Source organism: Mesorhizobium sp. MC2-1-1 (assembly GCF_057597255.1).
Map to the genome: position 1 here is coordinate 819,046 of NZ_CP195205.1, position 18,176 is coordinate 837,221.

The following is an 18,176-nucleotide window of genomic DNA, read 5'->3' on the forward strand; positions in this document are numbered from 1 at the left end:
CGCCGACGCCACGCCTTATTCGACCAGTACGTGCGCCTCGCGTGCGGCGACGACGAAGGCCTCCCTGGCGCTGTCCGCCGCGACGTCGCCGCGGATCGCCCTGCGGCACGCCCGCAATGCCTCGCCATGCAGCGCACTGCCGGCGTCGCGCCATTGGCCGGTCAGCAGTTCAGCGGCCTGTTCGGCGTTGGATATATGGCGGATCGAGCCGGCAAGGCCGACAGCGACTTCAACTGGCCTGGAAAACCATCCCTGCATCATCGCGACACCTCCCGAAATTATCTCGGAACACGATTTATTGCTCTGGAGTTCCCCGCTGGAACGTCAACTTACCGTGAAGGCCTGTCGGGCCGGTGAAGCACGTGGCTCATCTCCCAAGGGGCCTGCGCGAAAGCGCGACCAATTCAGCCTCGTCTTTGATTCCGGCCATGTAATTGGCGATGATGCGCGAGGCGCGCGCCTCCTTCTGTTCAGCGGTCTCGCCCTCGAAATTGCCCCTGTCGTAGACGCGGCCGAGCATGGCCGTTTCGGCGGGGGTGAAGGTATTTCGGGCAATCGACGCAATGGACATGGTTCCTCCTCGAACGCCAACGTCCCCTTTTGTGATACGGCTAAGATTAGCACCGCTTCAAGCAAGGCGTGAGTCCTCGCGCGGTGGCTGCAATTCACTCGTCCAGGATTTTGCGTACTTTCACCGCAAGTTCATCGATGCTGAACGGCTTGGTCAACAGGCTGGTGCCGGCATCCAATACGCCGTTGTGAACGATGGCGTTGCGCGTATATCCGGTCGTGTAGAGAACCTTGAGGTCGGGCTGGTGCTTGCGCGCCAGATCGGCGAGATCCCGTCCCGACATTTGCGGCATGACGACGTCGGTGAACAGCAGCGAAAACGTTTTGCCGGACTCGAACAGCCGCAGTGCCTCGACCGGCGACGCGACTTCGATGACGCTGTAACCGAGGTGCTTGAGCGCCTCCACCGAGACAGCCCGCACTCTCTCTTCGTCCTCGACAACCATCACCTGCTCGGTCGGCAGCCCGCGATGGGTCGTGCCGACAACGGAAACCTTCACGGGCGCCGGGACGTCGCCATAGAAGCGCGGCAAATAGATCTTCACGCTGGTGCCGACACCGAGCTCCGAATAGATCTTCACGTGACCGCCGGACTGGCGCACGAAGCCGTACACCTGGCTCAGTCCAAGCCCCGTGCCCTTGCCGGTTTCCTTGGTGGTGAAGAACGGGTCGAAGGCTCGGCCCATGACCTCGTCGGACATGCCGACCCCGGTGTCGGCCACCGCGATCAATACATACTGACCGGAAGGTATCGCGAATTCCCGTGCGAACGCGTCATCGACGAAGGCATTGGAGGTCTCGATGGTCAGCCTGCCGCCGTCGGGCATCGCATCGCGCGCGTTGACGCAGAGGTTGAGAACGGCGCTCTCGAGTTGAGCCGGATCGACTTTGACCTGCCACAGGCCCGCGCCGAGCACCGTCTCGACGGTGATCGGCTCGCCGAGCGTGCGGGCCACCAGCTCGGTCATGTTGGACACCATGCGGTTGGGATTGACCGGCTCTGGGGCCAGAGGCTGCTGCCGGGAAAAGGCAAGCAGCCTTTTGGTCAGGTCGGCGGCGCGGCGCGCACCGTCGATGGCGCCCTCGACAAAGCGTCCGACGTCGGTCTCGCCCTTCGAAAGCTTGCGCTGGACCAGATTGAGACCACCGATGATGACGGCCAGCATGTTGTTGAAGTCGTGCGCGATGCCGCCCGTCAACTGACCCACGGCTTCCATCTTCTGCACCTGGCGCAGCTGCTCCTCGGCCTTGGCACGCTCGAGCACCTCTTCCACGACTCGTTCCTCGAGCGTGGCATTCAGCGTCTGCAACGCTTCTTCGGCGCGGCGGCGCTCCCTTATCTCGCGCTCGGCCGCCTGGTAAAGCCTGGCATTGTCGATTGCGGTCGCCGCTTGGCCGGCGATGCCCTCAAGCAGCTCTTCATGTTCCGGGACGAAGCGTGCCGGTTTGGAGTGGCCGAAGAAGAGCCCGCCAATCACCTCGCCGCTGCGCGAGGCAACCGGCACGGCCAGGTAGCTGCACACCGGCAAGTGTCCTTTCGGCATGCCGAAATGCGGGTCGTTCCGGCCGTAGCGCGGATCCTTGGTGATGTCGTCGGAGCGCACGACGCCTTCGCCGGTGAAGGTCGGCGCGAAGACTTTCGTGTTGCGCGGCATGGGGAATTGCGCGAACGCCTCGCGTGGCACGCCCGACAAGGCGTAGAGCATGTAAGACTCGCCGTTGTCGTCGATGACATTGTAGAAGAACGATCCGAATTCGGCGCCGACCAGCTCTGTGCAGGCGTCGGTGACGATCTGTACGACCTTGTCGACCTCGAGCTCGGCCGCAACATCGGCAGCCGAGCGATTCAGCACTTGCAGCTTGCGTGTTTCGGCGCGGATCGCGGCTTCGGTCTCGCGTTCCACCGTCACGTCGACATTGACGCCGATCATGCCGACGAATTCACCACGCGGGCCGATGCGGGGGCGGGCGTTGGTGACGATGGTGCGGTAGGCGCCGTCATGGCGTCGCAACCTCAATTCGACACCGAAGCTCTCGTGGTCGAGCATGCCTTTTCGGAATGGCTCCAGCGCGTCGCCATCGTCGGGGTGGATGGTTCCCAACCAGTCGAACTGCGCGACGGCTTCCTCGCTGACGCCCCAGAACTCGCGCTGGGCCCGGTTGAGGTAGACGCATTTTCCGGCGTTATCGCTCATCCACAGCATGACCGGTGCAGTCTCAGCCACCAAGCGGAAACGCTCTTCGCTTTCGCGCAACGCCATTTCGTTGCGCTTGACGTCTGTGACATCGTGCCCTTGCACGAATACGCCGGTTACCTTGCCGGCGTCGACGACCGGCTGGTAGACGAAGTCGAGATAGCGGGCATCTTCGTCCGCATCATAGAGGAGCGTCACCTTCTGGCCACGGCCGATAAAGGGTTCGCCGGTCGCGTACACCGTGTCGAGAAGCTGTATGAAGCCCTGTGAGGCGATCTCGGGCAGCGCTTCGGCAGCCGGCTTGCCCAGAATGTCGCGGTGATCGACCAGCGTCAGATAGGCTTCGTTGGCCATGGTGAAGCGATGCTCCGGGCCGCTTAGCATGGCGATGAAGCCGGGTGCCTGGTCGAACATGCGGCGCAGGCTCTCTCGCTCGGCTTTGAGTTCCTGCTGCAGATTGACCTTGCCGGTCGTTTCCACCACGACGGCGATGACGCCGACCGGTTTGCCCTTGTCATCCAGCATGGGCGAATAGTCGAGGTCGAGCCAAAGCTCCTCAGCCTTGCCGTTGCGATAGAGCGTCATCGCCTGTTCGCGGTAGGCGAGGGTTCCTCCGGCCAGGCCGACCTTCATGACATTGTCGTTGAAGTCGGCAACCTCGGGCCAGCCTTCCCGCACCTTCGAGCCGAACAACGCCGGATGGCGCCCACCGGAGAAGCGGGAATAGGCGTCGTTGTAGATCATCACGCCGTCTTCGTTCCACAGTGTGACGATGGCTACGGGAGAGCGCAGGATGAATGAAATATAGGCTCTGAGATATTCGGGCCATTGATCGATATCCCCTAACGACGTCGAAGCCCAATCGAACGACGCGATGATCTTGGCCGCCTCTCCGCCGCCTGAGAGAAACGGATACTTCTCCGCTGAATCGACTGGCAAATTCTCCCCCTGAGCGCCCTGACCACGCGAAACGGGAGAAGGAGCGTAAGGTTCCTTCACCGTTCGAAAAGTTCGTTGAGAGAGGCGCTTGGCCGCCAGCAGCGGCACAGCCTGGAAGCAAGCGTATTTTGCCGGCCTCGTTATATTCTTGCCGAATGAGCGACACGCTGGTACGCATTAGCAGCGTGGAATTTTTCCGAGTCTGCATTGGCTTGCGCTGGGAAAAAGCTTTGCGCGTATCCGAGACCAACGACTCCGACGTGGTGGCAACCGGGTTGCGAAGGGGTTCTGGTCGAAAAAGAAGCAGGGCAGGTCCCGTCTCTAATTTGGGACATGCTCACCAACGCTCTGGAACTCTGAAGCCATTTGCCCCCATGGCCTCGGAAGAGCATGAACCATGGGGAAATCGATGGTCACCAAGAAACTTACCGCCAACGCAGAAAGCGCGGCAGCCTTTCTTGCGGTGATGGGCAACGAGAAGCGTCTGCTCATCATGAACTACCTGGCCGAAGGCGAACTCTCTGTCGGCGTGCTTGCCGACAAGGTCGAACTCAGCCAATCGGCGCTGTCGCAACACCTGGCCAAACTGCGTAGGTTTGGCCTGGTCGAGACCCGCCGCGATCGTCAGATGGTCTATTATTCCTGCAAGTCTTCAGCGGCGCGCGAACTTCTGGCGCTGCTCGACGGCCTGCTGGCCAAGGACAAGCCGCTGGCGGGACCGGCAAGGCAGGCGTTTGTCGAGAGGATGCGGCGGCCGCAGGCCGCCTGAGCCACCCGCCACGCATGGACGAGGCCCCCGGGGGCCTTCGTCCGGCGCGGCGCCTCCATGTCGCGGCGCCTGGGCGGAAGGACCGCATGGCGGCGACGCCGTTGTTTTTCAATACCTCGAAGCTGCCGCGCCATTCGCCGGCGGGGCCCTCAATCACGTTTCTTTGACAGGCCGATAGTTCAAGCCCGGATGTTTCCTGTAAAGCACTGATATGGCAGGATTTCCCGCGCAGCGAAGCGGCCGGTCTGCCGAAGTATACGGATTTGTAAGTCGCACTGCCGAACTCTGTTGGCTAGATTTCGACTCGATCCACACCCCCGGATCATGACGGAGCCGGGCTTCCACTTCGGCTCCGTAAGAGGTCCGCCGCTTGCGGCGGGCCTCTTTCGTTTTTCGGCGAGAGAAATTCCAGGGAAAGCGAAGGCGGTCTCCGCCTGGAGATCGACGGCTGTCGTTTCCAGGGAAAAGGGACGTCTCTATGGCGACGCCTTCCGTCCGGTGACCACGCTGCGCACCGCCAGCACCAGCACGGTGATGACGATCAGGATCACCGAGAGTGCCGCGATCGCTGGGTCGATGTTGTCTCGCAGGCCCATCCACATCAGGCGCGGCAGCGTGATGGCGTTCACCGAGGTGATGAACAGCGTCACGCCGATCTCTTCCCAGGAGAGCACGAAGGAGAGCAGGGCGGCTGTGACGATGCCGAACTTGATGTTCGGCATTATGACGCGCGTCGCGCGCTCCCACACGCTGGCACCAAGACCGCGCGCGGCAAGGTCGATGCGCCGGTCCAACTGGCTGAGCGACACCAGGATAAGCACCGTGGCGAAGGGCACCGTCATTACCGAATGCGCCATTGCGACGCCAAGCCAGGTGTCGTAGCCGAAAAACGAGGTGACGCCGGAGACCGAGGTGAGCAGGAAATAGAGCGTCACCGCCGAGACCACCGGCGGAACCACCATGGGCAGCAGCACGAAGCCGACGAGGGTGGCGGTGAAACGCGGCTGGAACATCCACACGCCCAGGCTGAAGGCGAGGGCGAGCGCGGTGGAAAGGATGCTGCTGACGACGCCGATCCGCAGTGACAGCAGGATCGAATCCAGCCATCGGGGATCTTCGATCAGCGAGCGGTAGTGGCGCAGCGACAGTTCCCCCGTCGGCATGGTCAGCATGCGGCTCGGCGTCAGCGACACCGGAATGACGGCAAGCAGCGGCATCAAAAGGAACAACGCGACCAGCACGGCGAGCACAAGCGAAACGGGGCCGGGACGGTAGGTCGGCATCTTTGCTAAACCAATTGCTTCGGCTTGACGTAGCGGAACATAAGCGCCATCAGCGCGCCGACGAACACCACCAGCACGACGCTGATTGCCGCCCCCAGCCCCCAGTCCGGGCTCTGGAAGATGCGCAGGTAGATCAGCTCGGCGATCATCACGCTGCGGCCGCCGCCGAGGATCGCCGGCGTGACGAAGAAGCCCAGCGAGAAGACGAAGACGATCAGCGCCGAGCCGATGATGCCGGAGCGCGTCATCGGCACGAACACGGTCCAGAAAGTGCGCATGCGGCTGGAGCCCAGGCCGCGCGCCGCGAGCAGCACGCGCTCGTCCAGGCTGCGCATGGCCGATGCCAGCGGAAACACCGCGAAGGGGATGAGGAAATGCGACATGCCGACGATGACGCCGAATTCGTTGCGCACCAGCGTCAGTGGCTCGGAGATGAAACCGATCGACTGCAGCCAGGTGTTGATCAGGCCGCGATTGGAGAGCAGCGCCACCCAGCCGAAGGCGCGCGTCAGCACCGAGATCCAGAACGGCACCAGGATGCAGAACTCGGCCAGCACGCGCTGCGCCGGGCTGCCGCGCACCCACACCACCGTGATGGCGTAAGCCGCCGTGACCGAGACGATGGTGACGATCGCCGCGATGCGCAGCGTGCGGATGAACACCGATTGAACCAGCTCGTCGGTGAGCAAGGCGTGGTACTGGCCGAGCCCGGGCGTCGGGAGCGTGAAACTCCACTTCACCACGCCCAGGAACGGCCAGGCATAGGCAAAAACGAGGAACAGGAGCAGCGGCGCCATCAACAGCGCCGCGCCCATCCTGTCGGAGAGGGTGCCTCTCATGTCAGCTTGGCGTCCCGGCCGATCAGGCCGAGATGATCTTGGTGTATTCGTCGAGAGCGGCGCCGTAATTCTTGGCGTACCATTCCATGTCGAGCGGGATCTGCTTCGCCATGTTCGCCGGATCGACCGGATTGATGCGCTTCTTGTCGGCTGGGATCAGCGCGTCCGTCGCCGGATTGGCCGGTCCCTGTCCGAGCTTTTCGAACATCACCAGTTCCTTCTGCGGGTCCTGCGTGCTGGCGATGAACTTCATCGCCGCTTCCTTGCCGCCGGGGTTGTTCTTCAGCACCGCGAGCGCGCCGGGCGAGATCAGGCCCTGGTCCCAGATGAACTTGATCTGGCCGCCGGAGTCCTGCTCGATCAGCGAGGCGCGGGTCGACCACACGATCGCCATCGAAGCCTCGCCGTTGAGCAGCACGCTCTGGCTCTCGGCGCCGCCGCCCCAATAGGAGACGACGTTTTCCTTGAATGCGGCGATCTTGTCATGGGCGCGCTTGAGGTCGAGCGGGTAGAGCGAGGCGGGCGCCACGCCGTCGGCCAGAAGTGCCGCTTCCCAGCTCGACACGCCCCATTTGTAGAGCGAACGCTTGCCGGGGAATTTCTTGACGTCGAAGAAGTCGGCCATGCCGGTCGGCGCGTTGGAGCCGAACTTCTTCGAGTCGTAGGCGATCACATAGGAGAAGAAATAGGTGGACGCCGCATATTCCCAGCCGAAGCCGGGCCGCATCTTGCTCTTGTCGACGATCTTGTAGTCGATCGGCTCGAGCATGCCCTGGGCGCCCAGCGTGATCGCCGAGAACGGGTCGACGTCGACCAGGTCCCAGGTCGGCGCGCCGCTCTTGTACTGCGCCGCGATCGCGCCTTCGGTCGGGCCCGAGCCGTCCATCTTGACCGGGATGCCGGTATCCTTGGTGAAGGCCTGACCATAGGCGGCGTCATAAGCTGTGATGGCGTCGCCGCCCCAGTTGACCAGCACCAGCCCCTTGGTCTCGGCGTGGGCGCCGGTCGAGCGCAAAAGCAGCGGCGTGCCGGCGAGCACGAGGCCCGCAAGCTGCGCGAATTGCCGGCGCGAGATCTCGCCGCGCTTGGTCCGCTCGGCGAGGGATTCGATGGTCTGTTTCTTGGTATCGCTCATGTCAGTTCCCCTTGTTGTCGTTGATTTGAACCGGAAGCCGATGCGGCAATTTCAGGCCGCGGCGGCGCTCGCTACTGTCCTCCGTCCGGAAGGAGGAAACCCTTCTCCGCCGGCCAGGTAAGCCAGACGGAATTGCCTTTGCTGAGAGCCGCCGCCGCGACCTCGTTCGGCACCGAGACGGTGACCTTGGCGCCCTGGCGCGTGGTGAGGTCGAGCTTGGTGGCGGCGCCCATATAGGTCGAGGCGACAGCCGTCGCCGCAATGCCATTCTCGTCGACCGACGCTTCCGGCGCGATCGACATGTCCTCGGGCCGGATGGCGAGGATAGCGTCGCCCTTGATCGCCTCGGCCTTGCAGCGCATGTTGATCGCGCGGTCTTCGCAAAGGCCCGTCGCGCCGTTGTCTGCCGGGCGCACGCCCTTCACCGGCAGCATGTTGATCTCGCCCAGGAATTCGGCGACGAAGCGGTTGGCGGGCCGGTCGTAGACCTCATCCGGCTTGCCCACCTGCAACAGTTTGCCATGGTTGAAGATGGCGACGCGCGACGACAGCGCCAAAGCCTCGCTCTGGTCGTGGGTGACGAAGACGAAGGTGGTGCCGGTTTCCTGGTGCAGCCGCTTCATCTCGGCCTGCATCTGGCCGCGCAGGCTCTTGTCCAACGCCGAGAACGGTTCGTCGAGGAGCAGCACGCCCGGCTCGAATACCAGCGCGCGGGCCAGCGCCACGCGCTGCTGCTGGCCGCCGGAAAGCTGCGCCGGCAATTTCTTCTCGTGACCTTTGAGGCCGACGCGCTCGACCATCTCGCCGACGCGGCTCTTGATCTCGGCGCTGGATTTCTTGCGCACCTTGAGCGGGAAGGCGATGTTTTGCTCGACGCTCATATGCGGAAACAGCGCATAGCCCTGGAACACCATGCCGGCGGCTCGCTGCTCGGCCGGCCGGTTGGTGATGTCGACGCCGTCGCTGAAAAGCTTGCCTTCGCTCGGCTGCACGAAGCCGGCCAGGATCATCAGGAAGGTTGTCTTGCCGGAACCGGAAGGCCCAAGCAGCGTCAGGAACTCGCCGCGACCGATATCGAGCGTGAGATTATCCAGCGCACGGAACGAGCCGAAGCTCTTGCCGATCCCGTTCGCCTTGATCTCTGCGGCCCGGCCAGGTTGCTGCATCCTCGCTCTTTCCTCAGTTCCCGATGAAATCGTAGGCATGGCGTGCGTTCACCGCAACCGAATAGTTTTCGCCTGATCGGCAAATTTGATTCACGGGTGGTGCGATAGGGCCGGCACCGAAGCTGCCAATGCCCCGCAAAGGAGAGAATGGCGCTCGATCGCCATCTCAATACTTAGCCAAGCTGCTCTCCGACAACTTCGCCCTCAGCCAGTCGCTGAATGCGTTGAGCACCGGGTGCCCTGCCTTGGCGTGCTCGAATACGAGGAAATAGGCCCGCGGCGAGGGGACCGTCGCCTCGAACGGCTTGACCAGCCGGCCCTCGCTCAGCGCGCGGCGGCCAGTCAGTTCGTCGCCCAGCGCGATGCCCTGGCCGGCGATCGCCGCCGAGAAGACGAGGTTCATGTCGGAAAAGAAGATGCCGCCCTCGGTATCGGGATTCTCCACCTTGGACAGCGCCAGCCATCGCGCCCAGTCCTCGGTGTCGGAAAGATGCAGGAGATTGGCGCGCAACACGTCCGCGGGCTTGGAAAAGCCGCCGACCTTGTTGAGCAGCGTCGGGCTGCAGAGGGGAGTGAAGGAGACCTCGCAAAGCAGTTCCACTGCCCGGTTCGGCCAGTTGCCGACACCGAAGGCGATGAAGGCGTCGGCCTCGGGATTGGAAACGTCGTCGAGGCGTCGCGGCGTCAGCACGGAGAGTGCCACATCCGGATACATCAGCTGGAATTCACCGATATGGGTGCAAAGGAACATCGAGGCGAATCCCGGCGGGCAGGAGATGCCGAATGAACCGCCGACGCCATCGCCGTTGTTCTGCGCTCCCGCGTCGCCGAGCACCGTAAGCGCCTTTCTGACATCGGCCGCGTAGCGCTGGCCGCGCGGCGTCAGTGCCACGCCCTTGCCGATGCGCTGCAAGAGGTCGAAGCCGAGGTCGCGTTCAAGCAGCCGAAGCTGATGTGAGACAGCGCTGCGGGTGAGGTGGAGCTCGTCGGCGGCGCGCCAGACGCTGCCGTGGCGGGCAAAACTGTCGAGGGCGCGCAACGCCTGTGTGGACGGTATTCGCAAGGGGGCCTCAGGTGAACCGAATTTGCACGAACCGGGAAAACATATCACTTTTTGATGAGCCGCTTCACTGCTTTCTTTGAGCCATGGAGAAACCGGCGACGACCTCGGCGCAAGAAACCGCGCTTGCCTGCATCGACAGCATCCAGCCGCTGCTGTCGGCCTGGACGCGCACCATCTTCGATTTCGGCGAGACTGCCTGGCGCGAGTACCAGTCGGCCGCCTGGTATGTCGACCGGCTGAAGCGCGAGGGCTTTTCGGTCGAGGAAGGCTCCGGCGGCATGCCGACGGCCTTCTGCGCCCATTGGACAAATGGCGACGGCCCGGTGATCGGCATGTATGGCGAGTACGACGCCGTGCCCGGCAACTGCCAGGACGCCGCGACGGTGAAAAGGCCGCGCGAGGGCCTGGGCGTGGAAGCCGGCGGCCATACCGATCCGCATTCGGGCCTCGGCATCGGCAGCCTCGGCGGGCTTCTGGCCACCAAGGCGGCGATGCTGGAGCATGGCATCAAGGGCACGCTGCGCTTCACGGGTGAGCCGGCGGAGAAGGTGAGGGGCTCCAAGCCGATCCATGCGGCGAGAGGTTATTATGACGGCCTTGCCGGCATGATCTCCTTCCATCCCTTCTACATGCTGCCGCTCTGCAACACCGCGCGCTGGGAAACGCATTGCGGCGCGGCCTACGCGATGATTTACCGCTTCATCTGCGACGAGCCCGAGAATTGGGGCCGCGCGGCAAGCGATGGCGCGCCGATCCCGCAGGCGCACTCGGCGGTCAGGGCGCCCGGCGCCAACGACGCGCTGATGATGATGTACATGGCCTCCAAGGCGTTGCGCGATTCCATGCTGACGCATCAGGGCGGCTGGTCGATCAGCGAGGCGATCCTCACGGCCGGCCAGGCGACCGCGGATAACCTGCCGGCGGGTCTGGCCGAGATCCAGTACATGATCCGCGTGCCGACCATTGCTATGGCCGAGCAGGTGACCGCCGTGCTCGACCGCAACGCGGAAGCGGCCGCCATGATGAGCGGCTGCCGCCACGAGCGGCACTGGGTGTCGAAGTCGCGGCCCGGGCTCGCCAACCACGCCATGGCCGACATCACCTATCAGGCGCTGTCCACAGTCGGGGCGCCTCGTTGGGACGAGGCGGCGAGAGCAGTCGCCCGGGAGGTCCAGGTCAATGCCGGCGGCGAGGCGACAGACAATCCCTTCATCGACGAACTGGAGCGGTTGATCGCGCCGCGGGAGGCCGAAGCGATCCTGCGGCGCGACCTGCCGCCGTCGCAGGTGAACTCCACCTCCGACGACTACACCGACATGAGCTGGCACGCGCCCACATCGCGCTTCTATATTGCCCGCCCCGCGCTGCGAGCAGCCAAGGGCCACGTCTATCCATCCTGGGCTACGAACGCGCTAGGCGGGATCCCCGCCACCATCGACCCGATGGTCACCTGCGCCGCCAAAACGGTCGCGCTGACCGCGCTGCGCCTGCTGGAAGACAAGGCCGCGCGCGACGCCGCCATGGACGAGTTCGTCAGGAGAACCGGGGGCGGCGTCGGCGGATCGAACTGGATCGCGCCGCTCTGCGACTATGATCCGCCGATCAACTTCCGCTGGCCGGAATATGTCACCACGCCGCGTGGACGCGACTGGTGGATCCCGGCCGGCTCCATGGCATGACCCGATAAACACAACAGTCCAGAGGAGAACTCCATGACCGTCCATGACCGCATTGTCGCCGAGCCGTTCTCGCTGCAGCGCCGCAATCCCAATGGAGGCACCAAGCCGCTGACCGCCTGGGGCTTCGCCAACGAGACCGATGTGCTGACCGACGTGTTGCTCGGCTCGCCGAACTTCCTGCGCCATCTGTCGACCAGCTCGCTGTCAAGAAAACATCTTCGCGAGGCGCCCTGCAACGTCCAGATCGCGCAGGCGCAGCACAAGGACCTCGTCGCCGCCTACGAGCATTTCGGCGTCAACATCCACTGGCACGAGCCGACGCCGGAACTGCCGATGCAGGTCTATTCGCGCGATTCCAGCGTGATGACGCCTTACGGCGCCTTCATCACCGCCATGGCCAACTGGTGGCGGCGCGGCGAGAACTACGCCGCAATCCGTACCTATGAGAAGCTCGGGATCCCGATCTACGACATGGTCACGGCCGGCACGTTCGAGGGCGGCGACTTCAACGTCATCGAGGAGGGCGTGGTGCTGATCGGCTGCGGCGGCGCCCGCACGCAGGAAGAGGGCGCCCGCCAGGTGAAGGAATGGTTCGACAAGGAAGGATGGGAGACGCGTCTCGCCTTCATCGACGAATACTATGTCCACATCGACCTGATGGTTGTGCCGATCGCCGAGAAACTGACGGCCGTCTGCCTTGCCTGCACCGAGCCCGGCATCGTCGACTGGCTGAAGGGCAAGGGCCACGAGATCATCGACGTGCCCTTCCAGGACACCATGGCGCTCGGCTGCAACTTCATGTCGCTCGGCAAGGACAGGGTGATCGCGCCGACCTCCAGCAAGAGCCTCATCGGTCAGTTGAAGGCGCGCGGCTTCGAGGTCGCAGCGGTCGACATGAGCGAAATCTCCAAGACCGGCGGCGGCATCCACTGCATGGCGCAGGCCCTGAAGCGCGTGCCTGCCTGACGCACTTCCAAAGCCCGGCAATCGCTGGGCGGCCGTGGCCCCTGGTCAGTTCACCAGGGGACATCGCTTCTTGTTTGTCGCTGTCTGTCAGGAGATTTAATCGGGCCGGTTTCCGGCCGGCTCGGCCTTGCGCTAGGCTTGCGGCAGCCGAAACAGGATTGCCGCAGCGATGATCGTCCAGGCCTGCATCAACGGCGCCCGCCCCGCCGATTTCCATCCTGCGTTGCCGCTCGACCCTGAGGCCATGGAGCGCGACGCCGCGGCCTCGATCGCGGCGGGGGCGGCCGAGTTGCATGTCCATGCGCGCGGCGCCGACGGCCGCGAGAGCCTGGCGCCGGAGGCGATGGACAAGATGGTCGCAGCGCTCCGCCGCGCCTGCCCGGGCACCCTGATCGGTGTCTCAACCGGCGCCTGGATCGAGAGGGACGACCTTCGCACCCTGGTCGCCATCTCAGGCTGGCGCGAGCTGCCAGACTATGCCTCGGTCAATCTCAGCGAGACGGCGGCGCCGATCGTCATGGAAAGCCTGCGCCAGCGCGGCATCGGCATCGAGGCCGGGCTCGCTTCCATCGCCGACGCCGAACGGTTGGTCGGCCTCGACCATGGCGGGCGCGTGTTGCGCGTGCTGATCGAGATTTCGGAGCAGATGCTGGACGAAGCCTTTGCCGTGGCGGACGGCATCGAACAAGTGCTGCAACGTGCCGGCATCCGCCGCTCCATCCTGCTGCATGGCGAGAACGCTACCGTGTGGCCCTTTGTCGAAAGGGCTGCGGCGCGGAAGCTTTCGACGCGGGTCGGCCTGGAGGATGGCAAGGAATTGCCGGACGGCAGCGTGGCGGATGGCAATGCGGCGCTGGTTGCGGCAGCGGTGAGGATCTATCGCGGAAATTGATCCTGGGTCCTCTCTTCGCCGTTCGGGCCAAGGAAGGGAATCAGCGAGCGAATTTCGTCAGAGGCTGGGCGGTTATCTCAACCCATTCGCAGCGCCGGCTGTCGTGATAGAAGGACTGGAAGGGTGGGGGGAAGGACGGATCGGCGAAGGCGCCGACCGGGATGGCAACCAGGCCGGGCTGTGTGTCTATCTGGTAGTGGACGGTGGTGCCGCAATCCGGGCAGAAACCGTAGGTCACGCGGCCGCCGAGCTCGCCGACACGCGTGAACTGCGCCGATCGTCCCTCTATGGAAACGTCCGCCTCGCTAAAGCGGACATTGTAGCTGAAGGCGCTGCCGGTGCGCCGCTTGCAATCGAGGCAGTGACACACCGAGATGCGAACCGGCTCGCCCGAACAGGTGGCTGACAGCTGGCCGCAGGAACATTCGGCGCGACGCGTGACCATTTGAGGTTCCTCCCACCGGAACCTTACTGCGTATCCGCGTTGGCCCTCAACTCCCTGCGCCTATCGTTGGAGAGCACGGCAAGGTCCAGCACCTTTTGCAGGCCCGCCGCATGGCGGAAGCTCGGTTCGGTCTGCACGCCGCTCTTCACCGCCTCGACGAAGCGCTGGTAGTTGGTCGGCACCTCGCCGGCATCGAGCTCTTCCCATTTGCCGTTCTCCACATTGGCGCCGATACAGGCCTTCAGAGCCGAACCGTCGAGATTATGCACGACCTCCACGGCGCCCTTGTCGCCATAAATGCGCAGGCGCAGTTCGTTGATGTGGCCGGTGGCCCAACGGCTGGCATGCACCACGCCGAAGGCGCCGTTGGCGAAGTCGAGCGTCATGGCGAAACTGTCATTGGCATCGAGCTGGTACTCGCCAATGCGGTTGCCCGGCGTCTTGTCGTAGGCGCGCAGCCGGCAGAACACATGGTCGATGTCCAGCGCCGCGCCATAGCTCGCAAAATCTAGGATGTGGATGCCGACATCGCCGAGCACGCCGTTGGAGCCGTGGCCGCGTGACAGCCGCCACAGCCATTTCGGATCGGTGCGCCAGTCGCCCCAGAATTTCGAGACAAGCCAGCTCTGCAGGTAGGATGCCTCGACATGGCGCACGGTGCCGATCTCGCCGGTCTGCACCATCTGCCGCGCCTTCTGCAGCGCGGCCACGTTGCGATAGGTGAGGTTGACCATGTTGACGATGCCGGCGGCTTCCGCCGCATCGGCCATCTCGTTTGCCTTGGCGAAATCTTCCGCCAGCGGCTTCTCGCACAGCACCGGCTTGCCGGCGGCGACGAGCGCCATGGTGGTCGGGTGGTGGATGCGGTCGGGCGTGACATTGGCGACCGCGTCGAAATCGCCCCAGTCGAGCGCCGCCTCCAGCGAGGTGAAGCGCTTCGGGATATTGAAGCCATCGGCGAATCCGCCCACGCGCTTTTCATCGACATCGACGGCCGCCGCCAGTTCGACGTCCTCGATCGCGCCGAAGCGGCGGGCGTGTTCCTGCGCCATCCACCCGGTACCCAGGATCAAAAGCCTCATTGTCTGCTCCTTCGGGCGATTTGGTTCGATTCAATCATATGAGGCGAATGTGACCCAGGCGCTGTGTACGCGCAATCCCAGGTGAAGCAGGGAAGGGTCTTTTTCAGCGGAAGCCGGCCTCGCCATGCCCGTGAAGCTTGGGCCCGCGCTCCTCGATCGGCTCCAGCGCCTTCTCGACCGGCACGTTCGGCGCATTGAGGATGGCCGGCTTCGCCCCTTGCGGGTTGTGCGCCCACTTCACCGCGTTGCGCAGCACTTTCTGGACCGTCGCATCGTGATAAGTCGGATAGGTCTCGTGTCCCGGGCGGAAGTAGAACACATTGCCGGCGCCGCGCCGGTAGGTCAGTCCCGAGCGGAACACCTCGCCACCCTGGAACCAGGAGATGAATACGGTTTCCAGCGGCTCCGGCACGGCGAACTGCTCGCCATACATCTCCTCGTTCTCCAGCTCGAAGAATTCGCCCACGCCTTCCGCGATCGGATGGCTGGGGCTCGTCACCCACAGCCGCTCGCGTTCGCCCGCCTCGCGCCATTTCAGCGTGCATGGCGTGCCCATCAGTCGCTTGAAGATCTTCGAGAAATGGCCGGAGTGCAACACGATCAGCCCCATGCCCTCGAAGACCCTGCGCGCCACGCGCTCGACCACCTCATCGGCCACAGCGCCATGGTCCTTGTGACCCCACCAGATCAGCACGTCGGTTTCCGCTAGACGGGATTCCGGCAGGCCGTGCTCGGGCTGCTCCAGCGTCGCGGTCGAGGCCGAGATCGACTTGTCGGCGTTCAGCGCCCTGGCGATGGTTGTGTGCATGCCCTCGGGGTAAATGCCGGCGACCACCTCGTTGGTCCGCTCATGGATGTTCTCGCCCCAGACGACAGCGCGGATTGTCATGGATAGCCTCGTGATTGATAGGGAGCCGCCGCCCGCGTCATAGATAGCGCCTTCGCTCGGTATTGAAAGCGGTTTTCGACATCGCGCTGCCAGGCCTTCGTACCCGATTGGCAAGCGTCCCTTCCCGTGTGCAATATGAGCGATGGGCGAAGTGCTTGTGGGGGTGGCGATCTTTGCATGTCTGGCCGGGGCAGCGCTGGCCAGCCTGATGGTCTACCCGCGCTTTCCCGAGCATCATCGCCAGGACGACACCAGCGCGGTGGTCCGGCTTGCCGCAAACCTATTCGTGGTGATGTCGTCGCTGGTGCTCGGCCTGATGATCAACTCGGCCAAGAACACGTTCGAGTCGATCGATCGTAACGTCCACACCTTTTCGACAGACCTGATCCTGCTCGACCGCGCGCTTCGACTATATGGCCCCGAGGCGAATGGCGCCCGTGAGTTGCTTGGCGCCTATGCCCAACGCGTGGTCGACACTACCGCCAACGACGGCAGCACGACCGTCGTCCCGAACAAGCTCTCCGAACTGCTGCTCAACCAAATCGGCGACAGGCTGGAGGCGCTCGCGCCTGCGGACGCGAAGCGGTTGGCCGCGCAACAGAACGCAACGCAGCAACTCCAGAAGGTGATCGAAATGCGCTGGGTGCTGGCTGAGCAGTCAGAAGGCGTGCTCCCCGTGCCGCTGATCTGCCTGCTCGTCGCATGGCTGACGCTGATCTTCGCCAGCTTCAGCTTCCGCGCGCCGCGCAACGCGACCATTGTCGGCACCTTCATCGTCTCAAGCGCGCTGGCGGCCGCGGCGCTTTATCTGATCATGGACATGGATACGCCGTTCTCCGGCCCGATCCAGGTCTCGCCAGCGCCGCTGCAACGGGCGCTGGCGGAACTGAAGCAGTGAGATCACTGCCGGGCCAAGGCACCCACCAGCCACTCCGCCGCAGCCTTGGCGCCGTCGGCGCGGACCGCTCCGGCCAGCTCGCGGGCGCGAACCCGAACGTCCGGCGCCAGGGCGATATCCAATGCCGCCGACAACGAGGCCGCCGTCGGCGCCGGCCCGTCATGCGCCGCGCCGATGCCGAGCTCGGCCACCTGCTTCGCCCAATAGGGCTGGTCGCCGATCTGCGGCACGATCACCTGCGGCGCTCCTGCCCGCGCGGCGGCGACGGTGGTGCCGGCGCCGCCGTGATGGATGACGGCGGCGACGCGGCCGTATAGCGCCTGCTGGTTGACCTCGCCGATGGCGAGGCAGTCGCCTCCGTTGTCGATGGGGCCAAGCCCGGCCCAGCCACGCGCGAGCACCGTGCGAAAGCCCTTGGCGCGGATTGCCTCGATGGCCGCCTGCCCGGCGTCCTTGGCGACCGATATCGAGCCGAAGCCGACATAGACAGGCGGCGGGCCGGCATCGAGGAACGCTTTGAGCCCGTCGGGGAGGGGCCGTTCGTCCGGCAGGATGAGGGCGCCGGTCTGCGCGGCATCGATCAGGTCGGAGGGCAGCCATGGCCCGAGCGTCGGGTCGCAGGCGAGCAGCACCGTATCGCCATAGACGTAGTCCCGGACATTCTGCACCGGGGGCAAACCAAGCGACGCACGGTGGCCGTTGATCGCCTCGCCGAAAAGGGCGTTCTTGGTGCGGATGTCCATCTCCCACAGCAGCCGGTTGTCGGTCACGCCGGACGGCAGTGGATGGCTCGGATATTCGTGAGGCCGGTTGTGCGGCGACGGCAGCCAAATCGGGCAGAAGGTGCCGAGCATGTAGCGCATGCCGCGTTGATCCGCGACCAGCCGCGCGGCGGCGCAGGACGGGAAAAGGCCGAACGCCACCACCATGTCGCAGCCTTCGGCAGCGGCGCTCAGCGCCTCATATTGCCTGGCGACGATCTCGACCGCCTGGCCGGAAATGAGCCTGGCCCGGTCCCCGGGCGATGCCGATCGCGACCGGTTGATCATTTCCTTCGCCCATTCGCGCACCGGCGCGAAGGCCGGCGCCAGCGGCACGCCTGCACGGGCCAGAAGGGCGGCAAACTCCTCGTCGCCGGGCGCGCTCACCCTGGCCTCGACGCCTAGCACCTGCAAAGCCGCGCCCAGCGCTGCGAGCGGCTCGACATCGCCGCGCGAGCCGTAGGTCGATAACAAAATCCGCATTTGATGCTCCGTTGTGGTTTTCGGAGCAGGGTTGATACGCCATGGCGGGGGCCTTGCCGCAAGCCCGGGCTGCGCCATATCTACATCCTGGGAAGGTCGTTGTTGCTTCCCGGATTGTGACT

The 18,176-nt window shown here is 64.4% G+C and carries 17 protein-coding genes; 5 read left to right on the forward strand and 12 right to left on the reverse strand.

Going from position 1 to position 18,176, the window contains the following annotated elements; all coding sequences use genetic code 11:
* Positions 1 to 15 precede the first annotated feature (15 nt).
* From ACR64R_RS03955 to ACR64R_RS03965, 3 genes are all read right to left on the reverse strand, one after another.
* Positions 16 to 261, reverse strand: a complete 246-nt coding sequence (locus ACR64R_RS03955; protein WP_487360382.1) for a DUF982 domain-containing protein — start codon at positions 259 to 261, stop codon at positions 16 to 18.
* A 106-nt stretch (positions 262 to 367) separates the two neighbouring features.
* Positions 368 to 571, reverse strand: coding sequence for a hypothetical protein (locus tag ACR64R_RS03960; RefSeq protein WP_487360383.1), 204 nt, complete (start codon positions 569 to 571; stop codon positions 368 to 370).
* A gap of 94 nt (positions 572 to 665) precedes the next feature.
* Positions 666 to 3,704 (reverse strand): PAS domain-containing hybrid sensor histidine kinase/response regulator, encoded by a 3,039-nt coding sequence (locus ACR64R_RS03965; protein ID WP_487360384.1) that lies wholly within the window; start codon positions 3,702 to 3,704, stop codon positions 666 to 668.
* Between the two features lie 409 nt (positions 3,705 to 4,113).
* Between ACR64R_RS03965 and ACR64R_RS03970 the strand changes: the two genes are divergently transcribed.
* Positions 4,114 to 4,473: an ArsR/SmtB family transcription factor gene (locus tag ACR64R_RS03970; RefSeq protein ID WP_487360385.1), complete on the forward strand. Its 360-nt coding sequence runs from the start codon at positions 4,114 to 4,116 to the stop codon at positions 4,471 to 4,473.
* Positions 4,474 to 4,949: 476 nt separating this feature from the next.
* Here the strand turns inward: ACR64R_RS03970 and ACR64R_RS03975 are convergent, their stop codons facing one another.
* From ACR64R_RS03975 to ACR64R_RS03995, 5 genes are all read right to left on the reverse strand, one after another.
* The gene (locus ACR64R_RS03975; RefSeq protein WP_487360386.1) at positions 4,950 to 5,756 is read right to left on the reverse strand and encodes an ABC transporter permease; all 807 of its coding nucleotides are present in this window, start codon (positions 5,754 to 5,756) and stop codon (positions 4,950 to 4,952) included.
* Positions 5,757 to 5,761: 5 nt separating this feature from the next.
* Positions 5,762 to 6,595: an ABC transporter permease gene (locus tag ACR64R_RS03980; protein ID WP_487360387.1), complete on the reverse strand. Its 834-nt coding sequence runs from the start codon at positions 6,593 to 6,595 to the stop codon at positions 5,762 to 5,764.
* A 22-nt stretch (positions 6,596 to 6,617) separates the two neighbouring features.
* The gene (locus tag ACR64R_RS03985) at positions 6,618 to 7,730 is read right to left on the reverse strand and encodes an ABC transporter substrate-binding protein (protein WP_487360388.1); all 1,113 of its coding nucleotides are present in this window, start codon (positions 7,728 to 7,730) and stop codon (positions 6,618 to 6,620) included.
* 71 nt (positions 7,731 to 7,801) lie between these two features.
* Positions 7,802 to 8,896, reverse strand: coding sequence for an ABC transporter ATP-binding protein (locus ACR64R_RS03990; protein ID WP_487360389.1), 1,095 nt, complete (start codon positions 8,894 to 8,896; stop codon positions 7,802 to 7,804).
* Between the two features lie 166 nt (positions 8,897 to 9,062).
* Positions 9,063 to 9,959, reverse strand: a complete 897-nt coding sequence (locus ACR64R_RS03995) for a LysR substrate-binding domain-containing protein (RefSeq protein WP_487360390.1) — start codon at positions 9,957 to 9,959, stop codon at positions 9,063 to 9,065.
* 83 nt (positions 9,960 to 10,042) lie between these two features.
* On the opposite strand from ACR64R_RS03995, the gene ACR64R_RS04000 reads away from it, so the two are divergent.
* From ACR64R_RS04000 to ACR64R_RS04010, 3 genes are all read left to right on the forward strand, one after another.
* The gene (locus tag ACR64R_RS04000; RefSeq protein ID WP_487360391.1) at positions 10,043 to 11,638 is read left to right on the forward strand and encodes a zinc-binding metallopeptidase family protein; all 1,596 of its coding nucleotides are present in this window, start codon (positions 10,043 to 10,045) and stop codon (positions 11,636 to 11,638) included.
* A gap of 33 nt (positions 11,639 to 11,671) precedes the next feature.
* Positions 11,672 to 12,604 carry a dimethylarginine dimethylaminohydrolase family protein gene (locus tag ACR64R_RS04005; RefSeq protein ID WP_487360392.1) on the forward strand — a complete coding sequence of 311 codons (933 nt, stop codon included), beginning with the start codon at positions 11,672 to 11,674 and terminating at the stop codon, positions 12,602 to 12,604.
* Between the two features lie 169 nt (positions 12,605 to 12,773).
* Positions 12,774 to 13,496 carry a 3-keto-5-aminohexanoate cleavage protein gene (locus ACR64R_RS04010; RefSeq protein ID WP_487360393.1) on the forward strand — a complete coding sequence of 241 codons (723 nt, stop codon included), beginning with the start codon at positions 12,774 to 12,776 and terminating at the stop codon, positions 13,494 to 13,496.
* 40 nt (positions 13,497 to 13,536) lie between these two features.
* On the opposite strand, the gene ACR64R_RS04015 is transcribed toward ACR64R_RS04010, so the two are convergent.
* The 3 genes from ACR64R_RS04015 to ACR64R_RS04025 form a co-directional block, all read right to left on the reverse strand.
* Positions 13,537 to 13,941, reverse strand: a complete 405-nt coding sequence (locus ACR64R_RS04015; RefSeq protein WP_487360394.1) for a GFA family protein — start codon at positions 13,939 to 13,941, stop codon at positions 13,537 to 13,539.
* A 23-nt stretch (positions 13,942 to 13,964) separates the two neighbouring features.
* A complete protein-coding gene (locus ACR64R_RS04020; RefSeq protein ID WP_487360395.1) occupies positions 13,965 to 15,023 on the reverse strand; it encodes a Gfo/Idh/MocA family protein in 1,059 nt (352 codons plus the stop codon).
* 103 nt (positions 15,024 to 15,126) lie between these two features.
* Positions 15,127 to 15,912, reverse strand: a complete 786-nt coding sequence (locus ACR64R_RS04025; protein WP_487360396.1) for a ThuA domain-containing protein — start codon at positions 15,910 to 15,912, stop codon at positions 15,127 to 15,129.
* 142 nt (positions 15,913 to 16,054) lie between these two features.
* Between ACR64R_RS04025 and ACR64R_RS04030 the strand changes: the two genes are divergently transcribed.
* Positions 16,055 to 16,810 carry a bestrophin-like domain gene (locus tag ACR64R_RS04030; protein ID WP_487360397.1) on the forward strand — a complete coding sequence of 252 codons (756 nt, stop codon included), beginning with the start codon at positions 16,055 to 16,057 and terminating at the stop codon, positions 16,808 to 16,810.
* A gap of 2 nt (positions 16,811 to 16,812) precedes the next feature.
* On the opposite strand, the gene ACR64R_RS04035 is transcribed toward ACR64R_RS04030, so the two are convergent.
* Positions 16,813 to 18,054: a glycosyltransferase gene (locus ACR64R_RS04035; protein ID WP_487360398.1), complete on the reverse strand. Its 1,242-nt coding sequence runs from the start codon at positions 18,052 to 18,054 to the stop codon at positions 16,813 to 16,815.
* Positions 18,055 to 18,176: the final 122 nt, after the last annotated feature.